Origin of the sequence: Wolbachia endosymbiont (group A) of Dendrolimus pini (genome assembly GCF_964026835.1) — a bacterium.
GTDB classification, from domain to species: Bacteria; Pseudomonadota; Alphaproteobacteria; order Rickettsiales; family Anaplasmataceae; genus Wolbachia; species Wolbachia pipientis.
Genome location: NZ_OZ034702.1, coordinates 257,196 through 283,272, shown reverse-complemented (window position 1 = coordinate 283,272; position 26,077 = coordinate 257,196). Strand labels below are relative to the sequence as shown.

Sequence of the window (26,077 nt, the reverse complement as noted above, 5' to 3'; positions counted from 1 at the left end):
CAAAATATAGGTGGAAAGGCAGAAAATTAATTTCTGTGAGAAAATTTGCCGTCATAGTTAAACCTCACTTGAACAGTTGCTACTATTTTAACCATTTAATCTTAAAAAATAATAAATATAGCTAAACTGCGAAACGTGCTACTGGCTAAAATAGGATAAGAAACTATAGCTGCAAATATCCAAATTGATGTTTTTATCAGTCTTCCAGACTTGGTTTTTCTTTTAGTTTTTTAAGTCTTTCTTTATTTAGTATGGAGCTTATCTCTTCTACACTTTTATCAATATCATCATTGATTATTACATAATCATATTTATCACGTTTGCTTATCTCTTTTTGAGCTTCGGCTAATCTGCGCTCTATTTCGCTTGCATCATCACTATTACGCTTTTGCAAACGCAACCTAAGTTCTTTCATTGAAGGGGGAAGTATAAAAACACTCACAACTTTTTTTCTCATGAGCTTGAATAAGTGAAATGCTCCTTGCCAGTCTATGCTGAGTAAAACGCTTATTCCATTGCTTAAGTTTTGCTCTATAAAATTTCTTGGTATACCATAAAAATTCTCAAAAACTTTGGCGTATTCAAGCATTTGGCCAGCTTTGCATAACTCGTGAAATTTTTCTTCGGTAACGAAAAAATAGTCTTTTCCATTTATTTCGCCGGGGCGAGGCTTGCGCGTAGTCATAGAAACAGACCTAACTAAATTAGTTGATTGCTCAAGTAATTTTGCTGATATAGTAGTTTTTCCAGCTCCAGAAGGGGAGGATAGAACCAATAATACGCCCTCACTTTTTACGGTCATTTTTCTTTGCATTTTTTAACATGGTGCTTTTTGGATCAGAGTTTAAAAAGCTAGAACCTTCTAAATTAGAATTTGATAAGTTGGTGCCAATGAGAGAAGAGTTATCAAAGACAGTATAGCGCAAATCGGTCTTTTCAAAATTTGCCTTATTCAAATTAACGTTTACAAACTTTGCTCTACTCAATGTTGAATTAGAAAAATCGGCATTTTCTAAATTCATATTCTTAAATTCAAAGTAAGAATAATTTACATTAAATTTTTCACCCTGTGATATTTTCTCTTGCAAATCTTTAATCGAAGTTATAGCATTTTCTGAACCTGCAAGTTTTTTCTGTCCTTTATTGTCAATCAAAATTGAATTATCAAATTTGCAACCTGTTAAGTGAGCATCAACAACTGAACTTTTATATATGCTTGAAGAGAGAAAAGACATATCACTAATTGTTGAATTACTCAAATTGCTAAGAAAAAAACTAGTTTTCCTAAAGGCATTAGCGTGAAGCAAAGAAGATCTGAAATCGCTTTCAATAAAATTTGAATTAGTTACTTTTAAATTGGACCAGCTCGAATTATCAGCTAATAAATTAAAGAATGTTGAATTTTCTATTTCACTGGAATCAATATTATGGCGAGAAAGTGTACTGTTATAAACTTGAGAGTCTTGGATTTTTATCTTATACATTGAAGTTGTAGAAAGGTCTGAATCTTCTATCTTCGCAGAGGTGAATAGTGAATGGTCAAAAAATGAGCCATTCATGTTAGAATTTGCAACTTTAGTATTATGAAACTTTCCGTGACGAATGTCAGCATTAGAGACATTAACTTGATGCAGTTCACTAAAACTAAAATCAATATTGGATAAATCAGCATCATGAAGATTTGCTTCAGAAACATATGCATGTTTTATCTTGGAACCATTTAGTATAGATTGAACAAAACTTGAATTATCGTCATTCACATAGGAAATTTGTGTGTTGCTTAAATTAGCCTCGTCGAAGTTACTGTTAATTATGATAGAAGAATTAATGCAGGCATCGGAAAGATTGCTACCTGTAAAGTCTGATTCTTTTAACTCTGCACCATATATGTTAGCATTTTTTAATGAAGAAAATTGTATCTTTAATTTATATGCATCCACTCCAAAGAAACTTGCATTATCAAGGTTGTTTTTCTGCATAACGGTATCGTTTATTTCACTATCACTAAAATTTACGTAGCTAACATTCGAGTTTGATAAGCTAGAAAAACTCATTTTCACATTCGAGAAATTAGTATGCACACCAATTACATTGTGCATACTTACTTTTTTGAGATCGGAACTGATAAAATCAGCATAACTAACATTAGACTGGTCAAATACGATATCTGTTAAATTTGCAGAAACAAATTTTGTAAAACTCAAATTTGTACCTTTTATTTTAATGCCATGTAAATTAGCATTGGAGAAATTAGCACCACGTAAATCAACATCAATGAAAGACACATCTGATAAATCGGTGTTAGAAAAATCAGCACCAATTAGACTTACTCCATCAAAAACAGATTTATTGAGATATAATTGACTAAAATTAGCTCCATTTAAGTTAGAACCAAAACCTTTCTTAAAATCTTCTGGCACGCCCTCTTTGTGGCACTGCACCAAAAATTCAGCAAAGTCTTTTTTGCTGTAAGATACATATTTTACATCATGCAGAGCGTTTAAAAAATCACTAATCGGATTTTTTTCATCATTTATTTCGTTTCCATAACATAAATGACCAACTAAAATTAATATCAAAAATCTAATCATCTTGCTTATCGCACTGTATTTCTTTCGTTTTCACAGCCCAATCGTACATTGCTGAGCTTTCTTTATTGTCTATTTTTCTATCCTCCAAAAGGTGTGGCATCATTTCGGCAATCGCATTTATTATCTTGACCTGCTTTTTTTCGATTGCTATATCAATTGGGGATTGAAAATTATTATTAACTACTCTAAGATCAGCACCTTGTAATAAGAGAAAGCGCACTATGTCTACCTCACCTTGTTTAACTGAATAAATGAGAGGAGTATCACCCAATTTATTTCTAAATCTTAGTATCTCTTGAATTGTTAATCCAATTTTTTCTAGCTTACTTATTACTCCTCTTAAGCAAGTTAAGTTGTTCTTCTTAATGCAGTAAAAAAATTGCTTACTGTAATCATCAATAAACACAGTTGTAGGAAGATGCTCATTAAGGCTATCATATTGTCGTTTATATATTGACTTGCTTTGTATGTCTTTATGACCCCATTCTTTTATTGGTTCTCTGTTTAGCTTTGTCCATTTTTGTAAACTTTTCTTTTCACTTTGCTCTTCTTCATCTTTTTTAGTTATAGGTTTTACTCTATTGCGGTCCTTGGAATTACTGTTTGTTTCTTTCACTTTTTTTTCTTCAGACTGATTCTCTACTTTTTCTTTTTTTCCCTCTAATAATTGACTCGCATCACTTTTTGAAAGTTCATTATCTTTTATATCGATCTTCTGATCAGCTTGTAGATTTTTTTGCGGGTTAGCTGTATTCTCATTTAAATCAGCACTTAAAGGCAAAGGCTCTGGTTTCAAATCTTTATTCACTTCTTTATTGGCCACATTTGGTAAATTTTGAGCAAATTTGTCTGTGCTTCCTTCTAGCTGGTCATTTGGCAAATCTTTATCAATCCTTTCACCTTCACTTATAGTTTTTTCAACCACGAAAGCTTTGTTCTCGTTGTGTTGCAGTTTCTCTTTATCGGTAGTGCCGTCTAATCTTTTGCTCTCAGCTTCTTGTGTTTGTTTAGCATCGACGTTGCTTTTCAACTCATCTTTTTGATTTGTGCTGCTCAGTAAATCTTGCTTTCTTGCACCTACATTTTCGTTTTTATGAACTGACCCAATTTTCTTTTCTTCAAGCTGCTCTACGGCAAACAGGATGGGTGATCCGAATACGACAGCTAATAATATAAAATATAAAATATTCTTCATAAATATCCCAAGCATAAGCTTAATTAAAATGATACTATAATCAAATGATTAATCTACAGTAAAAAATGCCTTAGGATTTAATTTATAAAAAAACAATAGATTTTTTGTATCTGTTCAGGGGCATCGCAAATATTGAAGCAAAGTGGTCAGTGCTTACTGTACGAACATTGTGATTTGAGAGCAATCTCCGCTAGGGAGGATGTCATCCCAGTGCCCAGACACTGGGATCCAGAAAACTTAACTTTAAATAAGTGGCTGCATAATAAACTACACATTAAACCTAAAGTGCATTATATCACCATCTTGCACGATGTAATCTCTGCCTTCAAAGCGAATTTTTCCTGCGTCTTTACAAGCCGGTTCACTTCCATACTTTATGTAGTCTGCAAAGCCTATCGTTTCTGCTTTTATAAAGCCTTTCTCAAAATCAGTGTGGATTACACCTGCTGCTTTATCGGCTGTTGACCCTATTTTTACTGGCCAAGCTCGTGCTTCTTTTGGCCCTACAGTAAAGAAAGTTATCATACTCAGCACTTCATACATAATACGCGCTACTCCATCAAGCCCTGATTCTTGTAAGCCAAATTCTGATAAAAAACTCTGTTTTTCCTCTTCACTATCAAGATTTGCAATATCTGCTTCGAGTTTTGCTGAAATGCAATAAAATTTGCTTTTATTTTCCTCTGCCATTCTCTCTACCTTTTTAGATAATTCATTGCCAGTTATAACATTTGTATCTTCAACATTGCAAACGTACATAACGGGCTTTGTTGTCAGCAATTGAAGCAACTTCATCTCATCTCCATCGATATTCTCCAAACTTCTTGCAGGTCTACCTGATTTTAAAGTAGCCAGTACCTCTTGCATTAATTCAAGTTGTCTCTTTAGCTCTTTATCACCTTGCTTTGCTTTCTTTTCCAATTGAGGAAGCCTTTTTTCTATGCTATCAATATCAGCTAGGATTAATTCCATTTCTACCACTTCAGCATCTGATATTGGATCTATTTTACTGTGTATATGGCTGATATCGTCATCCGTAAAGCACCTGAGCAGATGAACGATGGCATCAACTTCTCTGATATGGCTTAAAAATTTATTGCCGAGCCCTTCGCCTTTGCTCGCACCCTTTACCAGACCTGCAATATCTACAACTTCTAATTGGTTGTAGATTACCTTCTCTGAGCCTGCAATTGCTGCGATTTGTTTCAAACGTTGATCTTTTATCGAAATCTTGCCTATATTTGGCTCGATTGTGCAAAAAGGATAATTTGCAGCTTCGGCTGCACTTGACTCTGTAAGCGCATTAAATAAGGTTGATTTTCCTATGTTTGGTAACCCAACTATACCGCAGTTAAAACTCATATTTGCTATGTAAAATTATAACTATTGCATAATTTAAAAATTTCTGCTATACTTAGTTAGTCGCTTATTGACAATTTTGTTGGTATAGTAATATATAGCTTAAATTAAGGTAAAACTATGACTACATCTAAGAAACGGAAACTACCAAGTGACTTTCATGGTGTTGAGGTTGGAATAAAAAGGCCCAGGATCTCAGGGCAAGAAATAACTCTTTTAAATAGTAACCCTTACCCTGACAATTTCTATGTAGGGCAAGCAATTGGTAATGGAAGCTGTTTTTTTGACTCGTTCAGGCAAAGTCTAGAACAACAGACAGGAGAGCAAGTTACTGCCGAAAAATTAAGAAATGATTGTAGGGAATTTGCGCAAAAGAATCCACCAAAGTGGTTTACAAATGCAATTGTCAATAGTCATGATAACAATGGCCAGCACCGTAGTGAAACTGTAGATGATTATACAGCAGACATTATGCGTAACAGTAGGTGGGGTGATCCTGACGTTGAAGGCAGAATACTTTGTGAAAAGTATAAGGTAAAGCTACATGTTATAGAGAACCAGACTGTTGATAACCAAGATCTGTCTTTGCATGAATTAATAGACAATTCAGGTTCAAAAAGTGCAGGTGAATACAATAAAGTTGATTATGATGATAGTAGTATTGTGCATATAATAAACAAAGGCGGATTGCATTTCGAACCATTGCTTGATAGAAATAAAAGTTTAGCAAAACAACTGCAAGAGGAAACCAAACTTAAACAAGAGCAAGAACAAGAAGATTTCCTATTAGCAAAAAAACTGCAGCTAGACGAGATCTTAGAATATTGTAACCTTTCAAAGGATATCTCTGAGAGAGCAGAGGTTGAAAAGGGATTTGATAAGTTATTGGCAGAAAATGCTGATGGAAAAATTGGTGATGTTGTAGAGCAGTGCGTTAGTGAGATAAAGCAGCGCATAGAGTGCTCTGAAGAGCAAAACCCTTCAAGTTTACCAAGATGTAGTATGGAGGAATCAAGAACAGAAAAAACATTTCATCAACAACAAATATCATAATTGGAAGTGTAAAATAAATCTTCATAGCCCTGTATATTTTTATATAGGGCTTTTGCAAGCATTTCATATAATATGAGCTTGCAGTACGTACTAACCTAAATGCAAGTTGACCATGAGACTAGTTTAATTATTGATGCCATAGAGGAATTTGGTGGTGAGGCTAGGCTTGTCGGCGGGTGTGTGAGAGACTCAATTTTGCAGCGTGATGTCCACGACATCGATTTAGCTACTAATTTGCTTCCCAATCAAACGATTAAAGCGCTAAAACTCCGTAATATTAAAACTATTCCAACTGGCTTAAAACATGGAACTATCACTGCGGTTCTAAATCAAAGATCTTTTGAGATCACAACACTAAGGCATGATGTGAAATGTGATGGTAGGCATGCAAAAGTAGAATTTACCAATAATTGGCAAGCGGATGCTTCAAGGCGCGACTTTACATTTAATGCTCTGTATGCAGATAAGCATGGCCATATATATGACTACTTTGGTGGTATAGAGGACTTAAAAGCGCGAAGGTTAAACTTTATAGGCAACGCTGAAGATAGAATTAAAGAAGACTATCTACGTATTTTAAGAGCATTTCGTTTTCATGCAAAAATATGTGTCGGAGATTTGAGTGATGAAATACTAAACGTATGCAAAAAGCATTCGCATATGATTCAAAACCTCTCTGGAGAGAGAATAAGAGATGAAATACTTAAATTGCTGGAGTGCAATGATCCTTTTCCAACACTTAAGAGCATGCAAGAATCTGATGTTTTGCAAAAGATTATCCCAAAAGAAGTAAAATGCGAAATTCTGTCTTCGTCACTTCTTTTGGGCACTGATGCACTAGTAAAATTAGCGTTACTCCTTAGGACTACTAAAAAAAATGACAGGCTAAGTCTTGGAGAATATGTAAGCAAATTTTTACGTCTTTCGAACAAGCAAAAGAAAAAGCTGCTATTTTTACTATCCAACGATATCAAAACAGAACTCTCAGAAAAAGAGCAAAAAAAATACATATCTTTATTTGGTAGAGAATTATATTGTGATTTAGTGAAAATTTGTGGTGTTGAGTCTGGAGAAAATGTTGATGAATACATTTCATTTGCTAACACATTCAATATTCCAAAATTTCCTTTATCTGGCGATGATTTAATAAGTATAGGTCACCAGCCAGGAAAAAGTTTAGGTAGAAACTTGGAATTGCTAAAACAACATTGGGAAGATAGCTCCTACACTTTAACAAAAGAGGAGCTGGTGCTTTATGCTAAGGGCCTATTCTAACTGCTTTCCGACTGTTCAATGAATGTATGCTTGCAATATTAGTGTGACTCATCGAGGAATTAGGTGTGTATTCTTTTTTAGCTTTTTCTGTTAATTGATATTCGTTTACTCCTCCTTGAGTTTGATTACACATTCCCTGATCTGGAGATAAAAATTTATCTCTTATGCTTAGGCAGTGTCGACATTTATTTTAACCAAAGATAAATGCCAGCAATGTGAACAAAAGACAGAAAAGCTATGGCCAATTTGTCGTAGCGTGTAGCAACTCTGCGGAAGTGCTTGATTTTGTTGAACATCCTTTCGATTAAGTTTCTCTCTTTATACAATTCTTTGTCATATTCTCTTGGTGTTTTTCTGTTGGAACGCGGTGGGATTACTGGCTCAGCATTTACAGCTTCTGCAGCCTCAATCATATAATTTGCGTCATACCCTTTATCGGCAATAAGTGCCTCCATGTTCTTGCCTTCTATCAGGTCTAAAGCTTTTACGTAATCCGATCTTTGCCCTGCAGTAACAAAGAATCTCAGTGGGTTGCCCAAAGCATCACAAGCAGCGTGTAATTTGCTTGAAAATCCTCCTTTGCACCGTCCCAGCTCTTGTTCTTGTCTACCAGTTTCCACATTTTTTTCTTGCACCAGCAGCATGTTGATGTGCCCTGATTATTGTTGAGTCTATCATGAGCCACTCTGTGTCTCCATTAACAGCTAATGTGTTGAAAATCATCTGCCAAACACCAGATTTTGCCCACCTTATAAAACGTTTATGTACACTTGACCATTTTCCATACTCAGCCGGCAATGCTCTCCATGTTGCTCCTGTTCTACCTATCCACATTATTGCAGCTACGAATCTCCTGTTATCTTTTGCGCTTCTTCCTCTATCTCCTTCCTTACCTGGCAGACTGTTTTTTATTCTCTCCCATTGCTCATCTTTTAAATCATATAGCATTCTCTTTACCTATTAATAAAGAGTACTCTATATCACTATTTTTTTATGTCGACAAGACCTAATGCCAGTTGTAACTCTTGAATCTTATTTGAAAAACATTTCATTTTAGCCTCTGTTAATTTTCCTGTAACAATTTCTTTAAGCAATTCTCCTGAGTCGTTATTATTATTATTCTTGCTATTAAAGCTGTGCAAGATAGAGTCTACAATCTTATTTACCCCTTCTTGTTTGTTAAATTCTAATTTTTTTACGCATTTTCTAACAGAAGGTGACAACTTGGCTTTTAACGTGTCATCTCGTAGTTCTTTACCCATATTTTTTCCAATGTTACAATGTTCGTTGACAACTTCTTTAACCTTAGCTTCTATGATCTCCCTTGCGGATTGTTTCAAATTACTTTCTAATAATTCAAGCAGTTTACTGCTTTCAAATTTGCCATCATCTTGATTTGATAGAGACTTTATAGTTTCATTAAGCACGTTATGGCAAAAGTGTTTCTTTTCAAATTCAGAAAAACTTTTTTTCAACTCTTTATTTTTATCAGATAAAAATTTATCGCAATTCTCATTCCCACGAAGCTTAGATAAACCCTTTGGAATTTTTGACTTCATAGAACCAGTAGTTGATTTTGCAGTAGATACTGTACTCACTGTATCTGGCGCTTTAGTTTTTGTTTGCCCTTGTGTATCTTTCTCTGTTAACTTCCCATTTTGTTGTTCATCTTTAGCTGGTGAACTTTCAATTTGTTGATTTTTTAATGTCAGATTTTCATCAAGTGTTTTTGTACGCTCTCCAATAGAAAATATTGCAACATTTCTTGCTCTTTCTAATTTTGCATTCAGATGTTCAACTTGCTCTTGTAACTCTTCTTTTTTTTTCTTCGATTTTTCTTTCCTGACTTCTTCCACCCTTTCAAAAAGCTCGTTTATTTTATTGGTAAATTCTGCTCTGAGTTCAGTTAATTCTCTTCCCTGGCACCCTATCATCTCAGATTTTGCCTTCAACTTTACTAAAAACTCTTTCTCTTGTTTATCTGTAACTTCTACCAATTCTCTATAATTCTTTTTAAGTCTTATAATTATAGATTGCAATTCTCTATTTTCCTTTTTTAACGAGCTATTTTTTGATTGTAAGTCCGCTTTAAGCCTTATGATTATAGATCGCAATTCTTCAATTTTCACTTCCAATAAGCCATTTTTTGATTGTAAGTCTTCAACCTGCTGTGCTTGATCACTATTTTTATCCGTTGTTTCGACGTATTCGGTCTGCATTGCTATATCGTGAAATGTTACTTTATTAGTTTGAACCTCTCCATCCTTACTTATTACTCCACTTTGGCTCTCTCTTACTGCTACTTCAGGTTTTAAGTCAACTTGAACACTTCCATCTATTGTCTTAAAAGCATCAGTTTGAACTTCATTGTTTGCAGTAGTTTTATCGTAGTACAAAATATTTTCTGCCCATCTGTTCCATCTCTTGGGCAATATTCGTCCAATCGTTTTTAGAAACAACCAAGCAAATACAGTAGACCAACTGTATTTTTTTTCCTTTCGTTTAACATTAATTTCATAATTAGCCGTATTATTAATATTTGGCATAAAATTACCTTGTTTTTTAACTTTAATTTACAGAAAATTTTAACAGTGATAAAGTTATATATGTTAGTGTAAATGTTAAATAAATACTAACGCAGGTGTCAAATTATGGTAAAGTCTTTGCCCACCTAATACACTTTATAGCTAATCCAAGAAAAGTTTTCCTACGTCATACCGCCGCGGTATCTCTAGATCCCGCTAACAAGTAGCGGGATGACGAATTTTTGTTTTTCAAATTATCGGTAAACCAAGTCACTTTAGCTATAAGCAGAAATACACGTGTTTGTAAGTACAGCATTTGCTTTTTCTATCGCTCTTGCTAACATTTCCTGTTCATTGTTCTGATTTTTCACATTGATTACCTGAGCAGCTAAGTTTGCAGGAAAAGTGACCAAACTGACTTCCCATAATTCCACTTGTTTTAACACTCTAGCTCCGCTTTTATGATCAACATCATACTCTATAGGTATATAGCCGATGGAAAGTCCGTTAATTGCTCCAGCTTTGAGCATCAAATACACTTCTTCTGCTTTCTGAATACCCAAAAGTAAATGTGCAATTATATATAGACCAACATCATTTTCGTAAATATCTATGATACTACCTATAGGTTCGTCAGGATTATGCTGCCAAAGGAGTTTTATTTTATTTCTGTTTAAATTTTCCTTAAATGCTCCAGGCAATATCAGATCATTTTGTTTATCAACTATATTAAAAACGCTAGCATAACCAGAAAATACACCGTTTTCTCCTATGCTTTTTATTGACAATGGTGAATAGAGAAATTTCTTATTCATAAAGCCTCCTGTAGTATTGGGAATTTTGTTTCGCAATGCACTGCGATATAATTCTATTATATGCAGTGCTCTAAAAGGGGGAAGCACTTTTCTTAGTTACTAAAAACGCTAAATTGTAATATGGTACAATGTTACAACGATGTCATGAAAGTAGCTGAAACTGGTTCCTTTATGACGGCAGTACCTTCTCCTGTCATCCGAGTAGCCTCCTTTTTTTGTCATCCCAGTGCTTGACACTGGGATCCAGAAGACTTAATTTCAACCAAGTGGCTGCATAATAAAGGCTGGATTCCAGTGTCAAGGACTGGAATGACATCACAGGGGCATTGACCTCTCTTGGGCTCTTTTAGCTATAAACATTAAGAAATTTACCAAATGAAAAAAAAGGCAAAAGAAGCCCTGGGGTTATTATCTGCTTTAAAATATTGGCGTTTTTTATGTTTTAAACGTTTGACAAGCAAGATTTAGCTGCTTTTAATTGCAACTAACCTACGCTGCAAATGTTTAAGAAATTTACCAAGCAGAAAAAAAGACAAAGAATCCCCGAGTTAGCTAGTCTTTTACTATCTCTGTCAAGTATTGGCATTTTTTGATGTCTTGTAACGCTTTATAAGCGCGTTCAGCTTATTTAGATAAAAATCTAGATGTAGATGAAGTTTTGTAAAGACATACAGTATCTATATACTGCAAAAAATTAAACATAAGACGCCGATACATTAAGTAATCCTTACCTTTTAATCTGCAGATTGGTGAAAGCAAATACAATAGCTTCAGTTTCATGATAAGGGGGCTGGCGGAGTTTGTCAAGCAAGTTTTTAGCCCTGTCTCCTTGCTATAATGTTCATATCGATAGAAAAGCAAAAGAATAGAATGAAATATCAAGTGATATCCTCTATAATTAAATTTTTTGAATGAAGAGATGACGATTCGTGTAGGAATTAATGGTCTGGGTAGAATAGGCAGAGGCGTATTGCGTGCTATTTATGAAATAGAAAAGTATAGTGAGCAAATAGAAGTTGTAGCTGTAAATGGATCGCTCAGTGCAAAGCAGCATGCACATTTGATTAAATATGATTCTATTCATGGCAAATTCAGTGGTAATATTGATTTTAATGAGTCTCAAAATTGGATTTCTATAAATGGCAAAGAGTTTTCTTTATATAGAGAACGGAGCCCTGAAAATATTCCTTGGAATGTTGATGTAATACTTGAATGTACTGGTGCATTCAACAAACGTGAAGAAGCAATAAGGCACAATGCAGAGAAAGTGATTGTCTCTGCTCCAGTTTCGGATGCTGATGTCACTATAGTTTATGGTGTGAATAACGATATGCTCGAAAAAGAGCATAAAGTGATATCAGCAGGTTCTTGCACTACAAATTGCCTTGCTCCGATTGTGAAAGTCCTACATTCTGGTTTAGGCATAAAAAGCGGTTTTATGACTACTATACATGCCTACACGAATGATCAAAATGTTCTTGATGGTAATCATAAAGATTTGCGTAGAGCAAGGGCTTGCGGATTATCTATGGTGCCAACTACAACCGGGGCAGCAAAAACAATTGGTTCTGTCATTCCTGAATTAAAAGGAAAGCTAGATGGCACTGCCGTCAGAGTTCCGGTTAGCAATGTTTCTATGGTTGATTTTACATTTACGACTGATAAGAAAGCGACCGTTAAAGAAATCAATGAAATGTTTAAGGATGCAGCTCTCTCCTCTACGTCATTCCAGCGCGTGACGCTGGAATCTAATTTCTGGATCCCAGTGTCAGCTACTCGGATGACATCAGAGGGTACTAGGATGGCAGAGGGTTATCCAATGTCAAATGTACTTTCTATATGCGAGGAACCTTTAGTCTCAATAGATTTTGTGCATAACCCTTATAGTGCAATTGTGGATTTAACTGGTACATATGTTACAGGTGATATATGCAGGGTTGCAGCGTGGTATGACAATGAGTGGGCTTTTTCGCTGAGAATGTTAGACATAGCATTATTGAGCTATAGTAAAGTATGAACTGGAACTCAAGCAAATACGCCTCATTTTATGAGCACTTTGCGGAACTCAGAAAAAGAGTTATCTTTTGCTTTCTATTTTTTTGCGTTGCTTTTGGTTTTTGTTATTACTTTAAGGAAAATATATACCGTTTTTTACTCGCACCTTTAATAGAAGCAACAAAAGGTAGCGAAGGTTTTTCTTTAATTTACACAGACTTAACAGAGGCATTTTTTGTGTATCTCCAAGTTGCAATAATGAGCGCACTTTTGTTTTCTTTTCCTGTGTTTGCATGGCAATTTTATATGTTCTTAGCACCTGGGTTATATAAAAGTGAAAGGGCAGTGTTGTTGCCATACTTGATTGCAACACCGGTTTTATTTGTAACGGGAGCTACTGTAGTCTATTACTATATATTTCCTTTAGCCTGGAAGTTTTTCATCACTTTTGAACATAGTGGGAAATCTTTCGGTATACCAATAGAGTTTATGCCATCAGTTAGCGAATATTTAGACCTCGTTCTCCAATTTATGTTTGCTTTTGGCACTGCATTTCAAATTCCAGTAATACTCACATTAATGGTGAGAGTAGGGTTACTCACTACACAAAGTTTGTCAAATAAACGCAGAATCGCGATAGTGGTAATTTTTATTATCGCTGCAATCTTAACTCCACCTGATGTATTAAGCCAAGTAGGGCTTGCAATACCTATGCTGATTCTATATGAATTGTCCATTCTGATATGTAGGTATATTGAAAAAAAGAAGACAAAGATTTAAACAAAGGAATCCCTCTTATCTCCTTTATATCACATTTTTAACTTACAACATTCTTATTCAGGACTTAAATATGGAAATGTTTCATAAATTGATTGTAATACTTTGTTAAGTTCAGCCTTACTTTTGATGATCAATAATACTGTATCATCACCTGCTATAGTTCCTATAATTCCTATGTTGTTGCTACTATTTAGCACATACTTCTTATCTAAAAAGTAAGCTAGACTGCTAGCTTGTCCTGGTTGGGTATGTAGTACTATTAAACCAAAATCCGAAATTTGCATATTAAGTATCAATGGTAATTGATACTGGTTGATATCGATTACTTTATATACACCAGCAACTTTGGCAATTTTAAGTTTTTTTAATTTCCTTGATAAAGTAGCCTGAGGAATGTTGTGCCCTCTTTCTTTAAGCAAGGTCTGTAAATCGCTCTGCTCTAAAATTTCATGATTTTGAATAATATTTAAAATATGTTCACCTAGTGTGTTGTCATGCATTATGCATTTTCCTCATATTGAATATGTAATAAGTATATTTGAAATTATATTCATTATTTCTTGACTATTCAATTTTTAATGTCTATATTCATAAGATGAATAAAATATGAATATAAATTAGTAATATGAAAAAATATATTTTAAATGCTATTATAGTGATAAGTATTCTATTAACAGGATGCAAGGAAGATAAACACGATAATATCATTAGATTTGCAATTTCTGCAGATTATCCACCTTTTGAATATTATGAAAATGGTAAATTTACTGGCTTTGACATTGAGCTTGCTCAATTAGTAGCAAAAGAGTTAGGTAAAGAAGCAATGTTTAAAGATATGCAGTTTAGTGCTATATTTGCAGCATTACAAAGTAATTCTGTAGATGCTGCTATATCTACTATTGGTAGTACAGAAGAGCGTGAAAAAAATTTTGATTTTTCAAATAGTTATTATACAGGGGAATTTGGTATTCTATATCACAAAAATAAACCCATAGCCGGTATAAACAATTTAACTCACAAGAAGATAGCCGTTCAACTAGGAACTGTCATGGAAATTTGGCTAAAAGAGCATGTTCCTACAACAGCTCAAATTATTGCTATAGACAATAATAATCAAGCTGTAGAAGCATTGAAGTCTGGTCATGTTGATGGCGTCCTAATTGATGAATTCCAAGGTAAAGTATTTAGCAAAAAAAATCCTGGTCTATCATGGTCAGCCATCGCTAAGTCAGATAATGGTTATTCTATTGCTGTGAATAAAGGATCTGATTTAAAGGATAAAATAAACGAGGCGTTAAAAAGTTTAGAAAGTAAAGGTGTAATACAAAAGATAGCAGAAAAATGGCTAGGAGATAACTGATGCAAGAATTAATTTCTAATTTCTTGTTTGTTGGAACAGGCCTTGCCTTTACTTTAAAATTATTGATTGGAGGACTGCTTTTAGGTATGAGTCTAGGAGGGTTATTTTCAGTACTCAGATATAATAAGATCTGTATTCCATTAATTAATGGAATTATATCTGTAATACGTGGCACCCCCCTTATATTACAGTTAAGTGTTGTTTATTTTATGACTCCAACCATTGCAGGAATTAAATTAAACATATTTAGTGCTGGCATTATAGCATTTGGTCTAAATAGCTGTGCTTATATTGCTGAGATTTTACGAGCTGGTATTGAAACTATATCAAAAAACCAGTTTGAAGCAGCTAAAACTTTACAAATACCTAGTTTCTATATGTGGAGAGATATTATATTACCACAAGTTATTAAAAATATTCTTCCTGCAATGATAAATGAGATCATTGCACTCCTTAAAGAAACGGCATTAATCTCTACTATTGGTGGTGTTGATATTATGCGCTCTGCGCAAATGCTTGCAGCAGAACAATTTACTTATTTTATACCACTTTGTCTTGCTGGGGCTTATTATTACGCTCTTGTATTACTAATTGAATATATAGGCAAAAAGATTGAACAGAAAGGTATATATGATAAAAATGCATAATGTTTGTAAATTATTTAATAATGTTCCAGTACTTAATAATATTAACCTGATTATAGAACAATCTATAGTTGGTCTTGCTGGTCCTTCTGGTAGTGGTAAATCAACATTGTTACGTTGTATACAAAAACTCGAAGTTTTAGATTCTGGTAGCATTGAATGCAATGATAGTACTGGTTTTGTATTTCAGGATTTTCAACTTTTCCCACATATGACTGTCTGGGAAAATCTTACATATGCTCCCAAACTTAAAAACAAAACTCAGGATCAAAGTGATTCACTACTTGAGTCTTTGGGTATTGCTTCTAAAAAAAATGATTACCCTAGTAATCTATCCGGTGGGCAAAAACAGCGGGTTGCGCTTGCCAGAAGCTTAATGATGAATCCAAGGATTCTATTATGCGATGAGCCAACGTCTGGTTTAGATGTAGCAACAATAGTCGACGTTGTGGAACTACTACAATCAGTTAGAGATATGGGTATTACTATGATTATCGCTTCTCACAATTTGGATTTTTTAACAAAAATATCAAATCGGATTATTCTGTTAAAAAACGGAAAAATAATTGTAGATATCAATCCTAAAGAAATTGATGAACCAACAAACTATTTAAAAAATAATTATTAAAAGAGAATCACTCATATCATACTGAGAGCTATAACAGATCTTAGCATCGAAAATTACATAATATACATTATGGAAAACAAAATTACATAATGTAAGAAGCAATGCTAAAAATAAAATCACATAATATAGCAAACTATAGCTAACCCAAGAAAGGTTTTCCTACGTCATACCGCCGCGATATCTCAGCATAGATTCCGCTAACAAGTAGCGGAATGACGAATTTTTGTTTTTCAAACTGTCGGTAAATCTAAGTCAGTTTAGCTATATGTGTCAAGCACTGGGATGACACCCTCCTGATGGGCCAAAATCACAATGTTCGTACAGTTATGGAATGAATCGCGGTATGACGTGTTGCTTTGATCAGCTATAAAGATGATGCTGCGGAAGTTTTTAGTACTTGCTCGCAACTTTCAACAATTTAATAGCACTGGTGTTTACAACCTCTCCGCCGACACGCTTAGTGACAAAAAACCTCACATAAGGTTTATTCGTATAAGGGTCTCTTAGTATTCTCATTCCTCTGTTATCTACAATCTTATAAGCTTGTTTGAAATCTGCCATCGCAATTACTGGTAGCTGATTGTTTGGCACTGGTGGCATATCGGCAGACTGGTATACTGGCACTCCCATTAAGGTATCTGGAGCTTCAAGCGACAAACTTGGTTGCCAAAGATATTGACCTGTTTGAGATTTTAGCAGCCTAATGTCCTTCAACGTACTCCTGTTCATCAAAAATGATGCATTTTTGGAATAATATTCATCCAGAGAGTAATACAACATCATTATTGAATCACTATCTAATTTTTCAGTTTTAACTTGCTCTATTTTATTATAACTGTTTCCATTTTCATAAGCTAAAATTCCTTTTGGTTGAAAAGTGCCCTCACCCTTAATGAAGGCTTCGCTTTCTTCCTTACTAAAAGTCTCGGCAATCTTTTCCACCAGCCAACTCTCAACATCGACAAACGCATCATCGAGTAACTTTTGTGATATTTGTGGTTGAGCATATAACTCGTAAGTTGTGACGGAAATCTTTTGGATTTTGGGCGTGTCCGTATCTTTTGCAAAATCATACTTAGACTTATTGCCACCATCCTCATCATCTACTGTTTCACTGCTACAACCTGCACCGGCGCGGTCAAAATCTTCTATAATGTAATCCAATGTTTCAGTAGAGATTCTTTGACTGGAGCATATTTGTCGCATTGGGGACGAATCAGTTACGCGCTTGTTTATGCGTTTTACAATATGCGGAGTAACTAGATACCCCCCGATATCACTGTTATCTCCACTGAGGGTTTTGTGTGATAAACCGCTTTCCATTCCCTTGCGGATATAATCAGAAAAATATTTATCGCTTGTGCTAAAATCTGTATTTACTTCTGGACGTTGAGCTGCAGTTTCGATCAAGTCTAAACGCTCTTTGCAACTATCAATGGCATTATTTACCTTGCATAGCTGCTCAATTGTTGCAGAATCAGCACGCCCTTTGCTTTCAATTTCTTTTAGTTTGCGATCATTTATTAATTTAAATTGCTCCCATGATGAAGCGAGTTCATTGATACGGTGAGCGATATCGGTGAGTGACATAATAGCCTCCTTTGAAAATGAAATGAAAATGGAAATAAGGTAATAGGAATGGTACTCATAGATGTTTCCCTACATCTGTACGAACATTGCAGGTGGCAGATGCAAGTAGCTGCACTGGAATCCCAAAAAAAGGATGATGTCATCCCAGTGCTCCCTTTCTTGTCATCCCAGTCTGGGATCCAGATTGGGCACTAAGTTGGTAAACACGAAAGCGCTTTACAACGTTTTTGATGGAATTGTGCGAAAGCCATTGTCAAGCACTGGAATGACATCATCTGTTGTCTTCAAAAATAAATGTTCGTACAGTTATGTGCCCAGGCACTGGCATGATATCATTTGTTTATCTGTTGAAAATGTAAACCGAAAAATAGCGTGGCACTTTGTGCCACGCTTAGTACTGTAAGCTTAATCCAGTAATTAAATTAAGCGAGGTAAAATAAAAGATAACAACACTATATAATGTTCGTTCTTTTATGTCAAGCACTTTTTTGAATTTTTTTGGTGATAATTTTTATCCAGTTATTTTATTATTGTAGTATAATTTCAATGCCAGATACTATCATTATGATCACTATCTAAATTTAAATCGTAATTATCATCAAATTTATATATCCCCTCCATCTCTTCTCTATGCAATTCATGTGAATCACCTAAAGCTTTTTGATTAGAAACGTCAACACAATACTGTAACAGTGCTCTTAATGCTCCAGCACTATCTTGATCTAAATTAAAATTGCTAAAATCAAATTTCTGCATATTCTTCACATGTCCTTCTCTACATAACCTACATATCTTAGCAAAAGCCCTTTCACTTTCTCGACTCCAAGCATTAAGAAAGTAAGGATCTACTACTTTGCTAAATTGTTTCTCTATCTCTTCAAGAGAGCTCTCTGGATTAAGTTCTAATATTACTTTGAAAATCCCACTGCCATGGAATCTATAAAATTTACTAGATAAGCTATCTTTTACAAAATTAACTGCATCATCTATTGTAACACCAGAGCGAGATTCAAATATCATCTCAAATGCTCCATAACAACTATCAATACCAAAATTAATTATTTTTTCCATAAAATCAATTACCTCTTCTAAGGAAATTTGTGGCTTATTCCTCAAGATAACTTCTAAACTCTTGACAAAATTATGCCCATGCTGACCCATAGCATGGGTTTTCCCATTTATTGTATAATGATATAGCTTCTTATTTTCTATTATATGCTTATTGCACTGGTAGATATGTAGCTTATTCAATTTGCCAGAATATTCCTCTATTTCCTTATCTGGTAATTTTGAGCGGAATTCCTTGATTACTTCGCGTATTATTCTATTGATATTACTCATGCTTATTCCTAATTAATATGTTAGTATTTTTATAAATTAAGTTATTATATTAAAATTCTTTCATGGATTTCAATATTAGCTCCGCACTACTTGTAGTTTTCGTAATGGGTCTGCCAATGACGATATAATCAGCTCCTGAATTTATTGCTTCTTTTGGTGTTGCTGTTCTTTTTTGGTCGTCATGACCTGGATCTATACGAATTCCTGGAGTAATAATTTTAAAGTCTTCACCGCATTCTCGGCGCACTTCCTGAGCTTCCAATGCAGAACAGACTATTCCATAGAGTCCAATCTTTTTTGCAAGCTTTGCAAGCAAAATTACCTGTGATTTTACTTCTCTTGCTACTCCAAGCTCGTTTAAATCCTCATTGCTCATACTAGTTAGCACTGTCACTCCAATCAGCTTTATTTTTGTGCCTTGCACTACACTTAGCGCTTCTTCAAGCATTTTTGTCCCACCGCTGATGTGCAGAGTTAACATTTCAACGTTCAGAACTTTTATTACTTCAACTGTTTTAGCTACAGTGTTTGGAATGTCATGCAATTTCAGATCTAAAAAAATTGGTACATTGCATTTTGCAACTTCTTGCACTCCAGAAAGACCTTGAGCAGCAAAAAATTCTAATCCCAGCTTTACCATGCCAACTTTACCACGCAGAGTATTAACTAGAGAAATAGCCTTATTTAAATCTTGTGTATCCAGTGCACATATTATTGGGTTCATTATCTTGCATGATTTATTTTATAATAAGACTATAAGACTAATTGTTGTGTTTTGCAAATACCTTCACTCTGATTACGTTCATAAGATTCTGTCAATAGTGAATTTGGCAATTTGATCGGAGTGGATGAGCGACTTGCATATCCAAGATCCTCCAGTAAACAATCAAACGTTTCCTCTGATGGTGATTCACATCTAGAATCTTCACCTAGCGTGAATTGCATAATTTCCTTCAATATAAACTTTATTTTTTGAGTCTCCTGTAATATTATTTTTCTACTACGATCTCCGATCGCTTCATTATTGTTTACCAATTTTTCTACCTTGTCTACCACAGATTCTAACATTTCCGGTAAATAACCCTTTTTCTCTTCTGCATTTCTCAACAAATCTTCTTCAAGTTGTTCTATTTGACTGTCTCGCTCTAAAAGTAAATTTTTTAAACCTTTTACCTCATTGTTACAATCTTTTCTTATTCCGTCTAACTCAAAAGACTGATTTTCAATTAAACCATTTGCTTCATCTAACTCGTCAAATTTCTTTTCCAATTTTTTAGATAAATTTTCCTTTTCTTTATTGATTTTTCTGATTTCACATTTTAGGTCATCTAATTTTGTATGCAACTTTTTTTCTTCCTCATATAATATATCTCTTTCTTTATAAAGTGTGTCTTCTTTCTTACGTAATATATCTCTTTCTTTATAAAATTTGTCTTCTTTCTCGTATAACTCCCTTATTTCTTTACGTAATTTTTCTACTTCCTCATTCAATTTTTTATTTTCTAATTCTTTGCATTGATTATTGTCTATTTTCCCTTTCAATTCTGTTATACGTTCTTCTTTTTCTTGTAACTGTTCACGTAAACACGAGATTTTAAGATGTAATTCTTCTTCTCGTGCAACAAGCTTATCTATTTCCTCTTTTGTTTTGTCCAATTCATTGTCTATTTCAAACGTACGATTCTTTGCTGTTTCTAATTTTTTCTCTAAAGATTTTTTTTCTTCAAGAAGAGATTCTCTCTCAACTTCTGACTCATTTACTTTCTGATTCAATTTTTTTGCTCTCTTGTCTAAATTTTGCTTTTCTCGAGTTAATTCATGTAATTGATTCTTCACTTCTTTGTTTGCAGCTTCTTCAGCTTCCTTTCCTAGAGTTATTTTATTTTCCAACTCTTGCTCTTTTTGAGCGAATTTATTTCTCTCAATCTCTATTTTCTTATTATTACGAATTATTTTATATAAAAGTGCAAGCACCAAAACAGATAATGTAGCTAAAGCAAGAATTAGAGGAAGAGGCACATTAGAAGTTACAATAAGCGCTAAAGATGTAAGTAACGTAAGAGTAGCTAAGGAACTAGCTACAAAATAAAATGCATTAGCCTCACTAAGCAAATTGCTCATTACTCCCCTCCCCCCCACGTTCAGCAGTCTTGTATATATTTATTAAAATTCTCTTATCTGTGGAGGAATTATAGTGCTGCACCTACAACAAACTTCCCATCTTCAGTCTGCTAGCTAAAAAATGACTTAGACCTTGTGTATCGAGTGTACCATTGTACTTATAATGTCTAGTTAGCTATTGATCAGGGTAGAACATATACTGGTATATCCAGAATCACATAAAGCGTCATTCAGCTTATGTGATGGTCTGGATGTGTATTGCTGTGATTCTCCTATAGAATTTTCAATTTTCCTGTTAGTCTGCTTATTCGACACCTTTTTAATATTATGAGTCCTCTTAAAACTTCGACAAATAGCCGCAGTCTTAGTCTTGTCACGTACTTTACTTGCACAACCTTCTATTTCCTTTAATAAACTAATCAGATTTGCTGGTGAAAAATCCTCACTAGTATTGTTTAAAATTGTATGAGCGATACTTTGCAAATTTTTCTTCTGACAATACTCGTTGATTATTTTTTTACGCGTATCTGTACCTAATGTAGGAATCTCAATGTGATTGCATAAACGACCTCCCCTAACAAGTGCCTTATCTAAAATACCTATATGATTAGTTGCAGCAATCACCGTCACACCTTTTACATGGTCAGAGCCATCAATTTTAGTTAAGAAATGTTTTAAATATCGTATATTATCATCAGAACTATACGCTTTGCCAAAGCCTTCAATTTCATCTATAAAAACTATACAAGGAGCGTTTTCTTCTGCTTTTTTAAAAAGATCATTTATATTTTTTATATTAAACAAACTAGAACCAGAAACACTTATAAATGCAGATGTATCTTTAGTTTCACTCGCAATTGCCTTAGCAATCATAGTCTTACCAGTTCCTGGTAGACCATGCAAAATGTATCCTTCTCCTTTTTTTAGAGCCGCATCTGATTCTTTTTGTGATTCATAAATCTCTTTCAGCTTTTGTTTCTTATCATTTGGAAGTATAACATCATCAAATGTTGTCTTATATCTTTTTTTACCTTTTTCATAAAACTTCATCTGCAGCTCTTCTTTTACTTCAACTTCCTTTATGAGACTACTAAGCCTTTCTTCCACTGCATCTTCTATTAACTTTTTCACTTCATCTTTTGCAGCACCATTAAGCCCTGCCATTAGCTCTTTCTTTAGCTTTTCCACTGCATCTTCTATTAACTTTTTCACTTCATCTTTTGTTGCAGCATTACCAATCTTTACCTCTAGCTCTTCCACTGCATCTTCTATTAACTTTTTCACTTCATCTTTTGCAGCACCATTAAGCCCTGCCTTTAGCTCTTTCTTTAGCTCTTCCACTGCATCTTCTATTAACTTTTTCACTTCATCTTTTGCAGCACCATTAAGCCCTGCCTTTAGCTCTTCTTTTGTTGCAGCACTAGCAAACTCTCCTCTTAGCTGTTCAACTTCATCTTTTGTTGCAGCATTAGCAAACTCTCCTCTTAGCTGTTTAACTTCATCTTTTGTTGCAGTACCATTAAGCCCTGCCTTTAGCTCTTCTTTTGTTGCAGCGCTTGTCCCTAGCTCTTTCACTTCATTGTTAAGCTTATTTAGCTCCTCTTTTGTTGCAACACTAGCAATCTTTACCTTTAGCTCTTCCACTTCATCTTTTGTTGCAGCACCATTAGCTTGCCTTGAAATTTCATCTAATTTTGTTTCGAGATCACTAACTTTCTTATTTAGCCCTTCTTTTGTTGCAGCGCTTGTCCCTAGCTCTTTCACTTCATTACTAAGCTTATTTATCTCTTCTTGTGTTGCAGCACTAGCAATCTTTGCCTTTAGCTCTTCCACTTCATCTTTTGTTGCAGCACCATTAGCTTGCCTTGAAATTTCATCTAATTTTGTTTCGAGATCACTAACTTTCTTATTTAGCCCTTTGATTTGAGGTTCTAAGCTTTGTATTGTATTTTCTTGCTCTGCAGCTAATTCAGTTTTTTCATTAAGCTCCGCTCCTTGAGCAGCTAATTTTTTATTTCGACTAATCATCTTGCATGAAAGTGCGAGTATCAAAGTAGATAGTATAGATAAACTCAAGGCAACAGGAAGAGCTACATTAAAGGCTGCAATTGGAGATAAGAATGCAACATAAGGAGCAACAGCAAGTGTCCCAGACGCAAGCAATACCAAAGTAGCAAAGCACCAGCTATAAGATATGGTGCATTGGTTTTACTATACAAATCCCTCATTATTCCCTCATACTAATAATGATTACAATAGCATGGATATTAAAGGAAGTAAAGCTATAAAAATCAGTATAAGTCTATATTCACTATGTATTTTCCGTCTTCAGTTTCAAGCTCAGACTGCATCCACTCTATCGTTTCCGCATTGCAAACTGCCTGCAAATCATCCTGTGCAGATTGATTCAATTTATCCTCTCGTAGATCTGCTTTTATCATCAACTTTTTTATCAGATGCTTAACTGATACATTATTATCTGCCTTTATCTTTCTGATAATGTTTAATATCTGAATAACATTATCTCCCATTTCCTCTGAATATTTATCGTAGATAAGTTCTTCTTTGCTCGGCCAATTGCTTTTATTGTGTACAGAATTAGAACTATACAATTGGTGGTATATCTCTTCTGTAATGTAAGGCAAGAAAGGTGCAAATAACCGCAAAATAATATTCAGTACATACGCCAAGCTTTGTTTTGCACTTAAACTGCTTCCGTACGCGCGTTTTTTTACTAATTCCAAGTAGTTATCACAAAAATCCTTCCAAAAAAATTCTTCTACTGCGCCCAAAGCTTCGCAGTATTCAAACTGTAATAGGTTATTCGTTGCTTTACCTATTACTTTGTACAGCTTAGACAGTATCCATTTATCCATCGTCTCACTGATGGAATTTATGCTTACTGTTTGATGCTTTTCCATGAACATGGAAACAAACTTGCTAGCGTTCCAAAGTTTTGTAACGAGGCGCTTGCCAATTTTGAATATATTTTCAGAGTAGACTGTATCAACTCCAAGCCTTGAGTTCGCTGCCCAATAGCGCACTACATCAGCTCCATAAGTTTCAAGTATTACATGAGGAGTAATGATGTTACCCTTTGATTTACTCATCTTTTTCTTATCATCTGCTAAACACCAACCGCTGATCATAATGTTTTTCCAAGGTAAAGAATTTGCATGATAATGTGCCTTTAAAATAGTATAAAAAGCCCAAGTTCTTATTATCTCATGGCTCTGGCTGCGCAGATCTGCAGGAAATATCGTATCATAGCGATGATTTGGTAAACTAAACTCACTGTTTACTGCCAGTGCACTCAGTTGAGGAGTAATTGAACTTGTGGCCCAGGTATCCATTACATCTTGATCTGGGATAACCTCTTCTTTGCTATACCCTTTTGGCAAATCTTTGAGTGGATCTATAGGTAGGTCCTTTATCTCAGCTAGAATAATTTTACCTTCTTCTCCCTTACGTTTAGAATACCACGCTGGAAATGGCACACCAAAATAACGTTGCCTTGAGATGCACCAGTCCCAATTTAGCCCTTCTATCCACACTTCCATACGTTTACGCATAGTAGCTGGATGCCAATTGCATTCTTTTACTTTATCTAATACTTGAGCTTTTTGCTCTAAGGTCTTGATAAACCATTGATAAGTAGGTAATATCTCAAGTGGTGCACCAGATCTTTCTGCACACTTAACAGAATGAGAAATGCTAGTGCTTTCTATCAAAAGTCCTTTTTTAGTTAGGATTTCGATCATCCTCTTTCTTGCTGCTGTAACTTTCAATCCATTTATTTCATCGTAGATTCCAGTGTCAGCTACTTTCATGACGCCGGGGTGTGGTGGAATGACATCATCTAGGTCCATCCTCCCATCCTGATCGATGATAATTTTCATCGGCAGATTATGCTTTTGCTGCCAATATATATCGAGCTCATCACCAAACGTACAGCACATAACAAGCCCAGTGCCTTTATCTATTTTGACCTTATCGTCAGCAATGATTAGTACTTTTTCCTTTGTAATTGGCACTACCGCTGTTTTTCCAATCAGGTGGGTGTAGCGCGCATCCTCTGGATGGCAAAAAACTGCAACACATGCGGGAAGTAACTCAGGTCGCGTAGTTGCAATATTGATTTGCTCATTTTCTTGAGTAGAGAAAACTATCGTGTTTAAGGATGACTCAAAAACTTTATCTTCTATTTCTGCTTGCGCAATTGCGGTTTTATCAACCGGGTCCCAAAGGATAGGCTGCATTTTTCTATATGCATATCCCTTATTATATAGATCAATAAACGACATCTGTGAAAGCGTCACAGTTTCCTTGCTGATCGTGTGATATTCCAAATCCCAGTCATAACTAATGCCGACCGATTTAAATAGTTCCTTGAATTCTTGCTTTGATTTTTCAATAACCTCATGGCACATCTCTATAAATTTTTCCCTGCCAACTTCTTTTGCGCGGGTTTTATAGGTTTGCTCAACCAATCTTTCAGTGGGAAGCCCATTATCATCAAACCCAATTGGGTAAAACACATCTTTTCCCAGCATGCGCTGAAACCTTGCAATAAAGTCCGTGTGGCAATAGCTAAATATATGGCCAATATGCAATTTACCCGATATTGTCGGTGGAGGTGTGTCTATAGTGAAAGTGTTATCCTTTTCACCATTCCACCTGTAAACTTTACTGCCTTCCCATAATATGTTGCATTTGTCTTCAACTTCTTTAAAGCCGTATTTTTCTTTTAACATAAATATTTCTCAATTTTAAACCTTAAGCTAGCAACGTTATACCGCCGCGGT

At 34.8% G+C, this 26,077-nt stretch carries 24 protein-coding genes and 1 pseudogene; 9 read left to right on the top strand and 16 right to left on the bottom strand.

All coding sequences use genetic code 11. The annotated features are described in order from the left end of the window. Nucleotides 1-196: 196 nt before the first annotated feature. The 5 genes from gmk to ychF all read right to left on the bottom strand — a co-directional run bounded on the left by gmk (nt 197) and on the right by ychF (nt 5,148). Complete coding sequence (gene gmk, locus AAGD66_RS01320) at nt 197-802, bottom strand: guanylate kinase (RefSeq protein WP_264724248.1); 606 nt, start codon at nt 800-802, stop codon at nt 197-199. Continuing rightward, complete coding sequence (locus AAGD66_RS01315) at nt 786-2,591, bottom strand: pentapeptide repeat-containing protein (RefSeq protein ID WP_341814493.1); 1,806 nt, start codon at nt 2,589-2,591, stop codon at nt 786-788. The genes gmk and AAGD66_RS01315 overlap by 17 nt, the downstream gene beginning before the upstream one ends. Beyond that, nucleotides 2,584-3,786, bottom strand: a complete 1,203-nt coding sequence (locus AAGD66_RS01310) for an ankyrin repeat domain-containing protein (protein WP_265024342.1) — start codon at nt 3,784-3,786, stop codon at nt 2,584-2,586. The genes AAGD66_RS01315 and AAGD66_RS01310 overlap by 8 nt, the downstream gene beginning before the upstream one ends. A 146-nt stretch (nt 3,787-3,932) precedes the next feature. Beyond that, a complete protein-coding gene (locus tag AAGD66_RS06970) occupies nt 3,933-4,061 on the bottom strand; it encodes a hypothetical protein (protein WP_410529689.1) in 129 nt (42 codons plus the stop codon). Beyond that, nucleotides 4,054-5,148 carry a redox-regulated ATPase YchF gene (ychF, locus tag AAGD66_RS01305; RefSeq protein WP_265024343.1) on the bottom strand — a complete coding sequence of 365 codons (1,095 nt, stop codon included), beginning with the start codon at nt 5,146-5,148 and terminating at the stop codon, nt 4,054-4,056. The genes AAGD66_RS06970 and ychF overlap by 8 nt, the downstream gene beginning before the upstream one ends. A gap of 117 nt (nt 5,149-5,265) precedes the next feature. Here ychF and AAGD66_RS01300 point away from each other — a divergent pair, with 117 nt between their 5' ends. Both AAGD66_RS01300 and AAGD66_RS01295 read left to right on the top strand, forming a co-directional pair. Then, nucleotides 5,266-6,198, top strand: coding sequence for a hypothetical protein (locus AAGD66_RS01300; RefSeq protein WP_264724173.1), 933 nt, complete (start codon nt 5,266-5,268; stop codon nt 6,196-6,198). 99 nt (nt 6,199-6,297) lie between these two features. Further along, nucleotides 6,298-7,473, top strand: coding sequence for a CCA tRNA nucleotidyltransferase (locus AAGD66_RS01295; RefSeq protein WP_264724172.1), 1,176 nt, complete (start codon nt 6,298-6,300; stop codon nt 7,471-7,473). On the opposite strand, the gene AAGD66_RS01290 is transcribed toward AAGD66_RS01295, so the two are convergent. The 4 genes and pseudogenes from AAGD66_RS01290 to AAGD66_RS01275 form a co-directional block, all read right to left on the bottom strand. Then, entirely contained in the window at nt 7,457-7,606 is a 150-nt protein-coding gene (locus AAGD66_RS01290) for a hypothetical protein (RefSeq protein WP_341814492.1), read from the bottom strand. The genes AAGD66_RS01295 and AAGD66_RS01290 overlap by 17 nt on opposite strands. Nucleotides 7,607-7,658: 52 nt before the next feature. Further along, nucleotides 7,659-8,421: pseudogene (locus AAGD66_RS01285) on the bottom strand (IS5 family transposase). A gap of 35 nt (nt 8,422-8,456) precedes the next feature. Further along, the gene (locus tag AAGD66_RS01280; protein WP_341814491.1) at nt 8,457-10,019 is read right to left on the bottom strand and encodes a hypothetical protein; all 1,563 of its coding nucleotides are present in this window, start codon (nt 10,017-10,019) and stop codon (nt 8,457-8,459) included. Between the two features lie 254 nt (nt 10,020-10,273). Continuing rightward, nucleotides 10,274-10,813 (bottom strand): HK97 family phage prohead protease, encoded by a 540-nt coding sequence (locus AAGD66_RS01275; protein ID WP_264724170.1) that lies wholly within the window; start codon nt 10,811-10,813, stop codon nt 10,274-10,276. A 919-nt stretch (nt 10,814-11,732) separates the two neighbouring features. On the opposite strand from AAGD66_RS01275, the gene AAGD66_RS01265 reads away from it, so the two are divergent. After that, nucleotides 11,733-12,830 carry a type I glyceraldehyde-3-phosphate dehydrogenase gene (locus tag AAGD66_RS01265; protein ID WP_264724168.1) on the top strand — a complete coding sequence of 366 codons (1,098 nt, stop codon included), beginning with the start codon at nt 11,733-11,735 and terminating at the stop codon, nt 12,828-12,830. Then, nucleotides 12,827-13,588, top strand: a complete 762-nt coding sequence (gene tatC, locus AAGD66_RS01260; RefSeq protein ID WP_010962605.1) for a twin-arginine translocase subunit TatC — start codon at nt 12,827-12,829, stop codon at nt 13,586-13,588. Before AAGD66_RS01265 ends, tatC begins: the two co-directional genes overlap by 4 nt. 53 nt (nt 13,589-13,641) lie before the next feature. Here tatC and AAGD66_RS01255 read toward each other — a convergent pair whose 3' ends face one another. After that, a complete protein-coding gene (locus AAGD66_RS01255) occupies nt 13,642-14,088 on the bottom strand; it encodes an arginine repressor (RefSeq protein WP_155968422.1) in 447 nt (148 codons plus the stop codon). A 125-nt stretch (nt 14,089-14,213) separates the two neighbouring features. On the opposite strand from AAGD66_RS01255, the gene AAGD66_RS01250 reads away from it, so the two are divergent. The 3 genes from AAGD66_RS01250 to AAGD66_RS01240 are packed head-to-tail and all read left to right on the top strand — an operon-like array spanning nt 14,214 to nt 16,220. Beyond that, complete coding sequence (locus AAGD66_RS01250) at nt 14,214-14,948, top strand: substrate-binding periplasmic protein (RefSeq protein WP_155968424.1); 735 nt, start codon at nt 14,214-14,216, stop codon at nt 14,946-14,948. Next, nucleotides 14,948-15,595 (top strand): amino acid ABC transporter permease, encoded by a 648-nt coding sequence (locus AAGD66_RS01245; protein ID WP_007548901.1) that lies wholly within the window; start codon nt 14,948-14,950, stop codon nt 15,593-15,595. Before AAGD66_RS01250 ends, AAGD66_RS01245 begins: the two co-directional genes overlap by 1 nt. Further along, nucleotides 15,579-16,220, top strand: a complete 642-nt coding sequence (locus AAGD66_RS01240) for an amino acid ABC transporter ATP-binding protein (protein ID WP_264724166.1) — start codon at nt 15,579-15,581, stop codon at nt 16,218-16,220. The genes AAGD66_RS01245 and AAGD66_RS01240 overlap by 17 nt, the downstream gene beginning before the upstream one ends. A 390-nt stretch (nt 16,221-16,610) precedes the next feature. Here the strand turns inward: AAGD66_RS01240 and AAGD66_RS01235 are convergent, their stop codons facing one another. Continuing rightward, nucleotides 16,611-17,810: a phage major capsid protein gene (locus AAGD66_RS01235; protein ID WP_341814490.1), complete on the bottom strand. Its 1,200-nt coding sequence runs from the start codon at nt 17,808-17,810 to the stop codon at nt 16,611-16,613. Nucleotides 17,811-17,858: 48 nt separating this feature from the next. Between AAGD66_RS01235 and AAGD66_RS01230 the strand changes: the two genes are divergently transcribed. Next, nucleotides 17,859-18,005 carry a hypothetical protein gene (locus AAGD66_RS01230; protein WP_213863518.1) on the top strand — a complete coding sequence of 49 codons (147 nt, stop codon included), beginning with the start codon at nt 17,859-17,861 and terminating at the stop codon, nt 18,003-18,005. 1 nt (nt 18,006) lies between these two features. Beyond that, a complete protein-coding gene (locus AAGD66_RS01225; protein WP_341814489.1) occupies nt 18,007-18,213 on the top strand; it encodes a hypothetical protein in 207 nt (68 codons plus the stop codon). 140 nt (nt 18,214-18,353) lie between these two features. Here the strand turns inward: AAGD66_RS01225 and AAGD66_RS01220 are convergent, their stop codons facing one another. The 5 genes from AAGD66_RS01220 to AAGD66_RS01200 form a co-directional block, all read right to left on the bottom strand. Beyond that, the gene (locus tag AAGD66_RS01220) at nt 18,354-19,151 is read right to left on the bottom strand and encodes a hypothetical protein (protein WP_341814488.1); all 798 of its coding nucleotides are present in this window, start codon (nt 19,149-19,151) and stop codon (nt 18,354-18,356) included. 49 nt (nt 19,152-19,200) lie between these two features. Beyond that, nucleotides 19,201-19,875, bottom strand: a complete 675-nt coding sequence (gene pyrF / locus AAGD66_RS01215; RefSeq protein ID WP_174515794.1) for an orotidine-5'-phosphate decarboxylase — start codon at nt 19,873-19,875, stop codon at nt 19,201-19,203. A gap of 29 nt (nt 19,876-19,904) precedes the next feature. Continuing rightward, complete coding sequence (locus tag AAGD66_RS01210) at nt 19,905-21,272, bottom strand: hypothetical protein (protein WP_264724161.1); 1,368 nt, start codon at nt 21,270-21,272, stop codon at nt 19,905-19,907. A gap of 171 nt (nt 21,273-21,443) precedes the next feature. After that, complete coding sequence (locus AAGD66_RS01205; protein ID WP_341814487.1) at nt 21,444-23,441, bottom strand: AAA family ATPase; 1,998 nt, start codon at nt 23,439-23,441, stop codon at nt 21,444-21,446. A 122-nt stretch (nt 23,442-23,563) separates the two neighbouring features. After that, a complete protein-coding gene (locus AAGD66_RS01200) occupies nt 23,564-26,026 on the bottom strand; it encodes a valine--tRNA ligase (RefSeq protein ID WP_341814486.1) in 2,463 nt (820 codons plus the stop codon). Between the last annotated feature and the right edge of the window lie 51 nt (nt 26,027-26,077).

Excerpts from the sequence above, each read along its gene's own strand:
- gmk (WP_264724248.1), bottom strand. The coding sequence starts at position 802 with ATGACCGTAAAAAGTGAGGGCGTATTATTGGTTCTATCCTCCCCTTCT.
- AAGD66_RS01315 (WP_341814493.1), bottom strand. The coding sequence starts at position 2,591 with ATGATTAGATTTTTGATATTAATTTTAGTTGGTCATTTATGTTATGGA.
- AAGD66_RS01310 (WP_265024342.1), bottom strand. The coding sequence starts at position 3,786 with ATGAAGAATATTTTATATTTTATATTATTAGCTGTCGTATTCGGATCA.
- AAGD66_RS06970 (WP_410529689.1), bottom strand. The coding sequence starts at position 4,061 with ATGTGTAGTTTATTATGCAGCCACTTATTTAAAGTTAAGTTTTCTGGA.
- ychF (WP_265024343.1), bottom strand. The coding sequence starts at position 5,148 with ATGAGTTTTAACTGCGGTATAGTTGGGTTACCAAACATAGGAAAATCA.
- AAGD66_RS01300 (WP_264724173.1), top strand. The coding sequence starts at position 5,266 with ATGACTACATCTAAGAAACGGAAACTACCAAGTGACTTTCATGGTGTT.
- AAGD66_RS01295 (WP_264724172.1), top strand. The coding sequence starts at position 6,298 with ATGCAAGTTGACCATGAGACTAGTTTAATTATTGATGCCATAGAGGAA.
- AAGD66_RS01290 (WP_341814492.1), bottom strand. The coding sequence starts at position 7,606 with ATGTGTAATCAAACTCAAGGAGGAGTAAACGAATATCAATTAACAGAA.
- AAGD66_RS01280 (WP_341814491.1), bottom strand. The coding sequence starts at position 10,019 with ATGCCAAATATTAATAATACGGCTAATTATGAAATTAATGTTAAACGA.
- AAGD66_RS01275 (WP_264724170.1), bottom strand. The coding sequence starts at position 10,813 with ATGAATAAGAAATTTCTCTATTCACCATTGTCAATAAAAAGCATAGGA.
- AAGD66_RS01265 (WP_264724168.1), top strand. The coding sequence starts at position 11,733 with ATGACGATTCGTGTAGGAATTAATGGTCTGGGTAGAATAGGCAGAGGC.
- tatC (WP_010962605.1), top strand. The coding sequence starts at position 12,827 with ATGAACTGGAACTCAAGCAAATACGCCTCATTTTATGAGCACTTTGCG.
- AAGD66_RS01255 (WP_155968422.1), bottom strand. The coding sequence starts at position 14,088 with ATGCATGACAACACACTAGGTGAACATATTTTAAATATTATTCAAAAT.
- AAGD66_RS01250 (WP_155968424.1), top strand. The coding sequence starts at position 14,214 with ATGAAAAAATATATTTTAAATGCTATTATAGTGATAAGTATTCTATTA.
- AAGD66_RS01245 (WP_007548901.1), top strand. The coding sequence starts at position 14,948 with ATGCAAGAATTAATTTCTAATTTCTTGTTTGTTGGAACAGGCCTTGCC.
- AAGD66_RS01240 (WP_264724166.1), top strand. The coding sequence starts at position 15,579 with ATGATAAAAATGCATAATGTTTGTAAATTATTTAATAATGTTCCAGTA.
- AAGD66_RS01235 (WP_341814490.1), bottom strand. The coding sequence starts at position 17,810 with ATGTCACTCACCGATATCGCTCACCGTATCAATGAACTCGCTTCATCA.
- AAGD66_RS01230 (WP_213863518.1), top strand. The coding sequence starts at position 17,859 with ATGGTACTCATAGATGTTTCCCTACATCTGTACGAACATTGCAGGTGG.
- AAGD66_RS01220 (WP_341814488.1), bottom strand. The coding sequence starts at position 19,151 with ATGAGTAATATCAATAGAATAATACGCGAAGTAATCAAGGAATTCCGC.
- pyrF (WP_174515794.1), bottom strand. The coding sequence starts at position 19,875 with ATGAACCCAATAATATGTGCACTGGATACACAAGATTTAAATAAGGCT.
- AAGD66_RS01210 (WP_264724161.1), bottom strand. The coding sequence starts at position 21,272 with ATGAGCAATTTGCTTAGTGAGGCTAATGCATTTTATTTTGTAGCTAGT.
- AAGD66_RS01200 (WP_341814486.1), bottom strand. The coding sequence starts at position 26,026 with ATGTTAAAAGAAAAATACGGCTTTAAAGAAGTTGAAGACAAATGCAAC.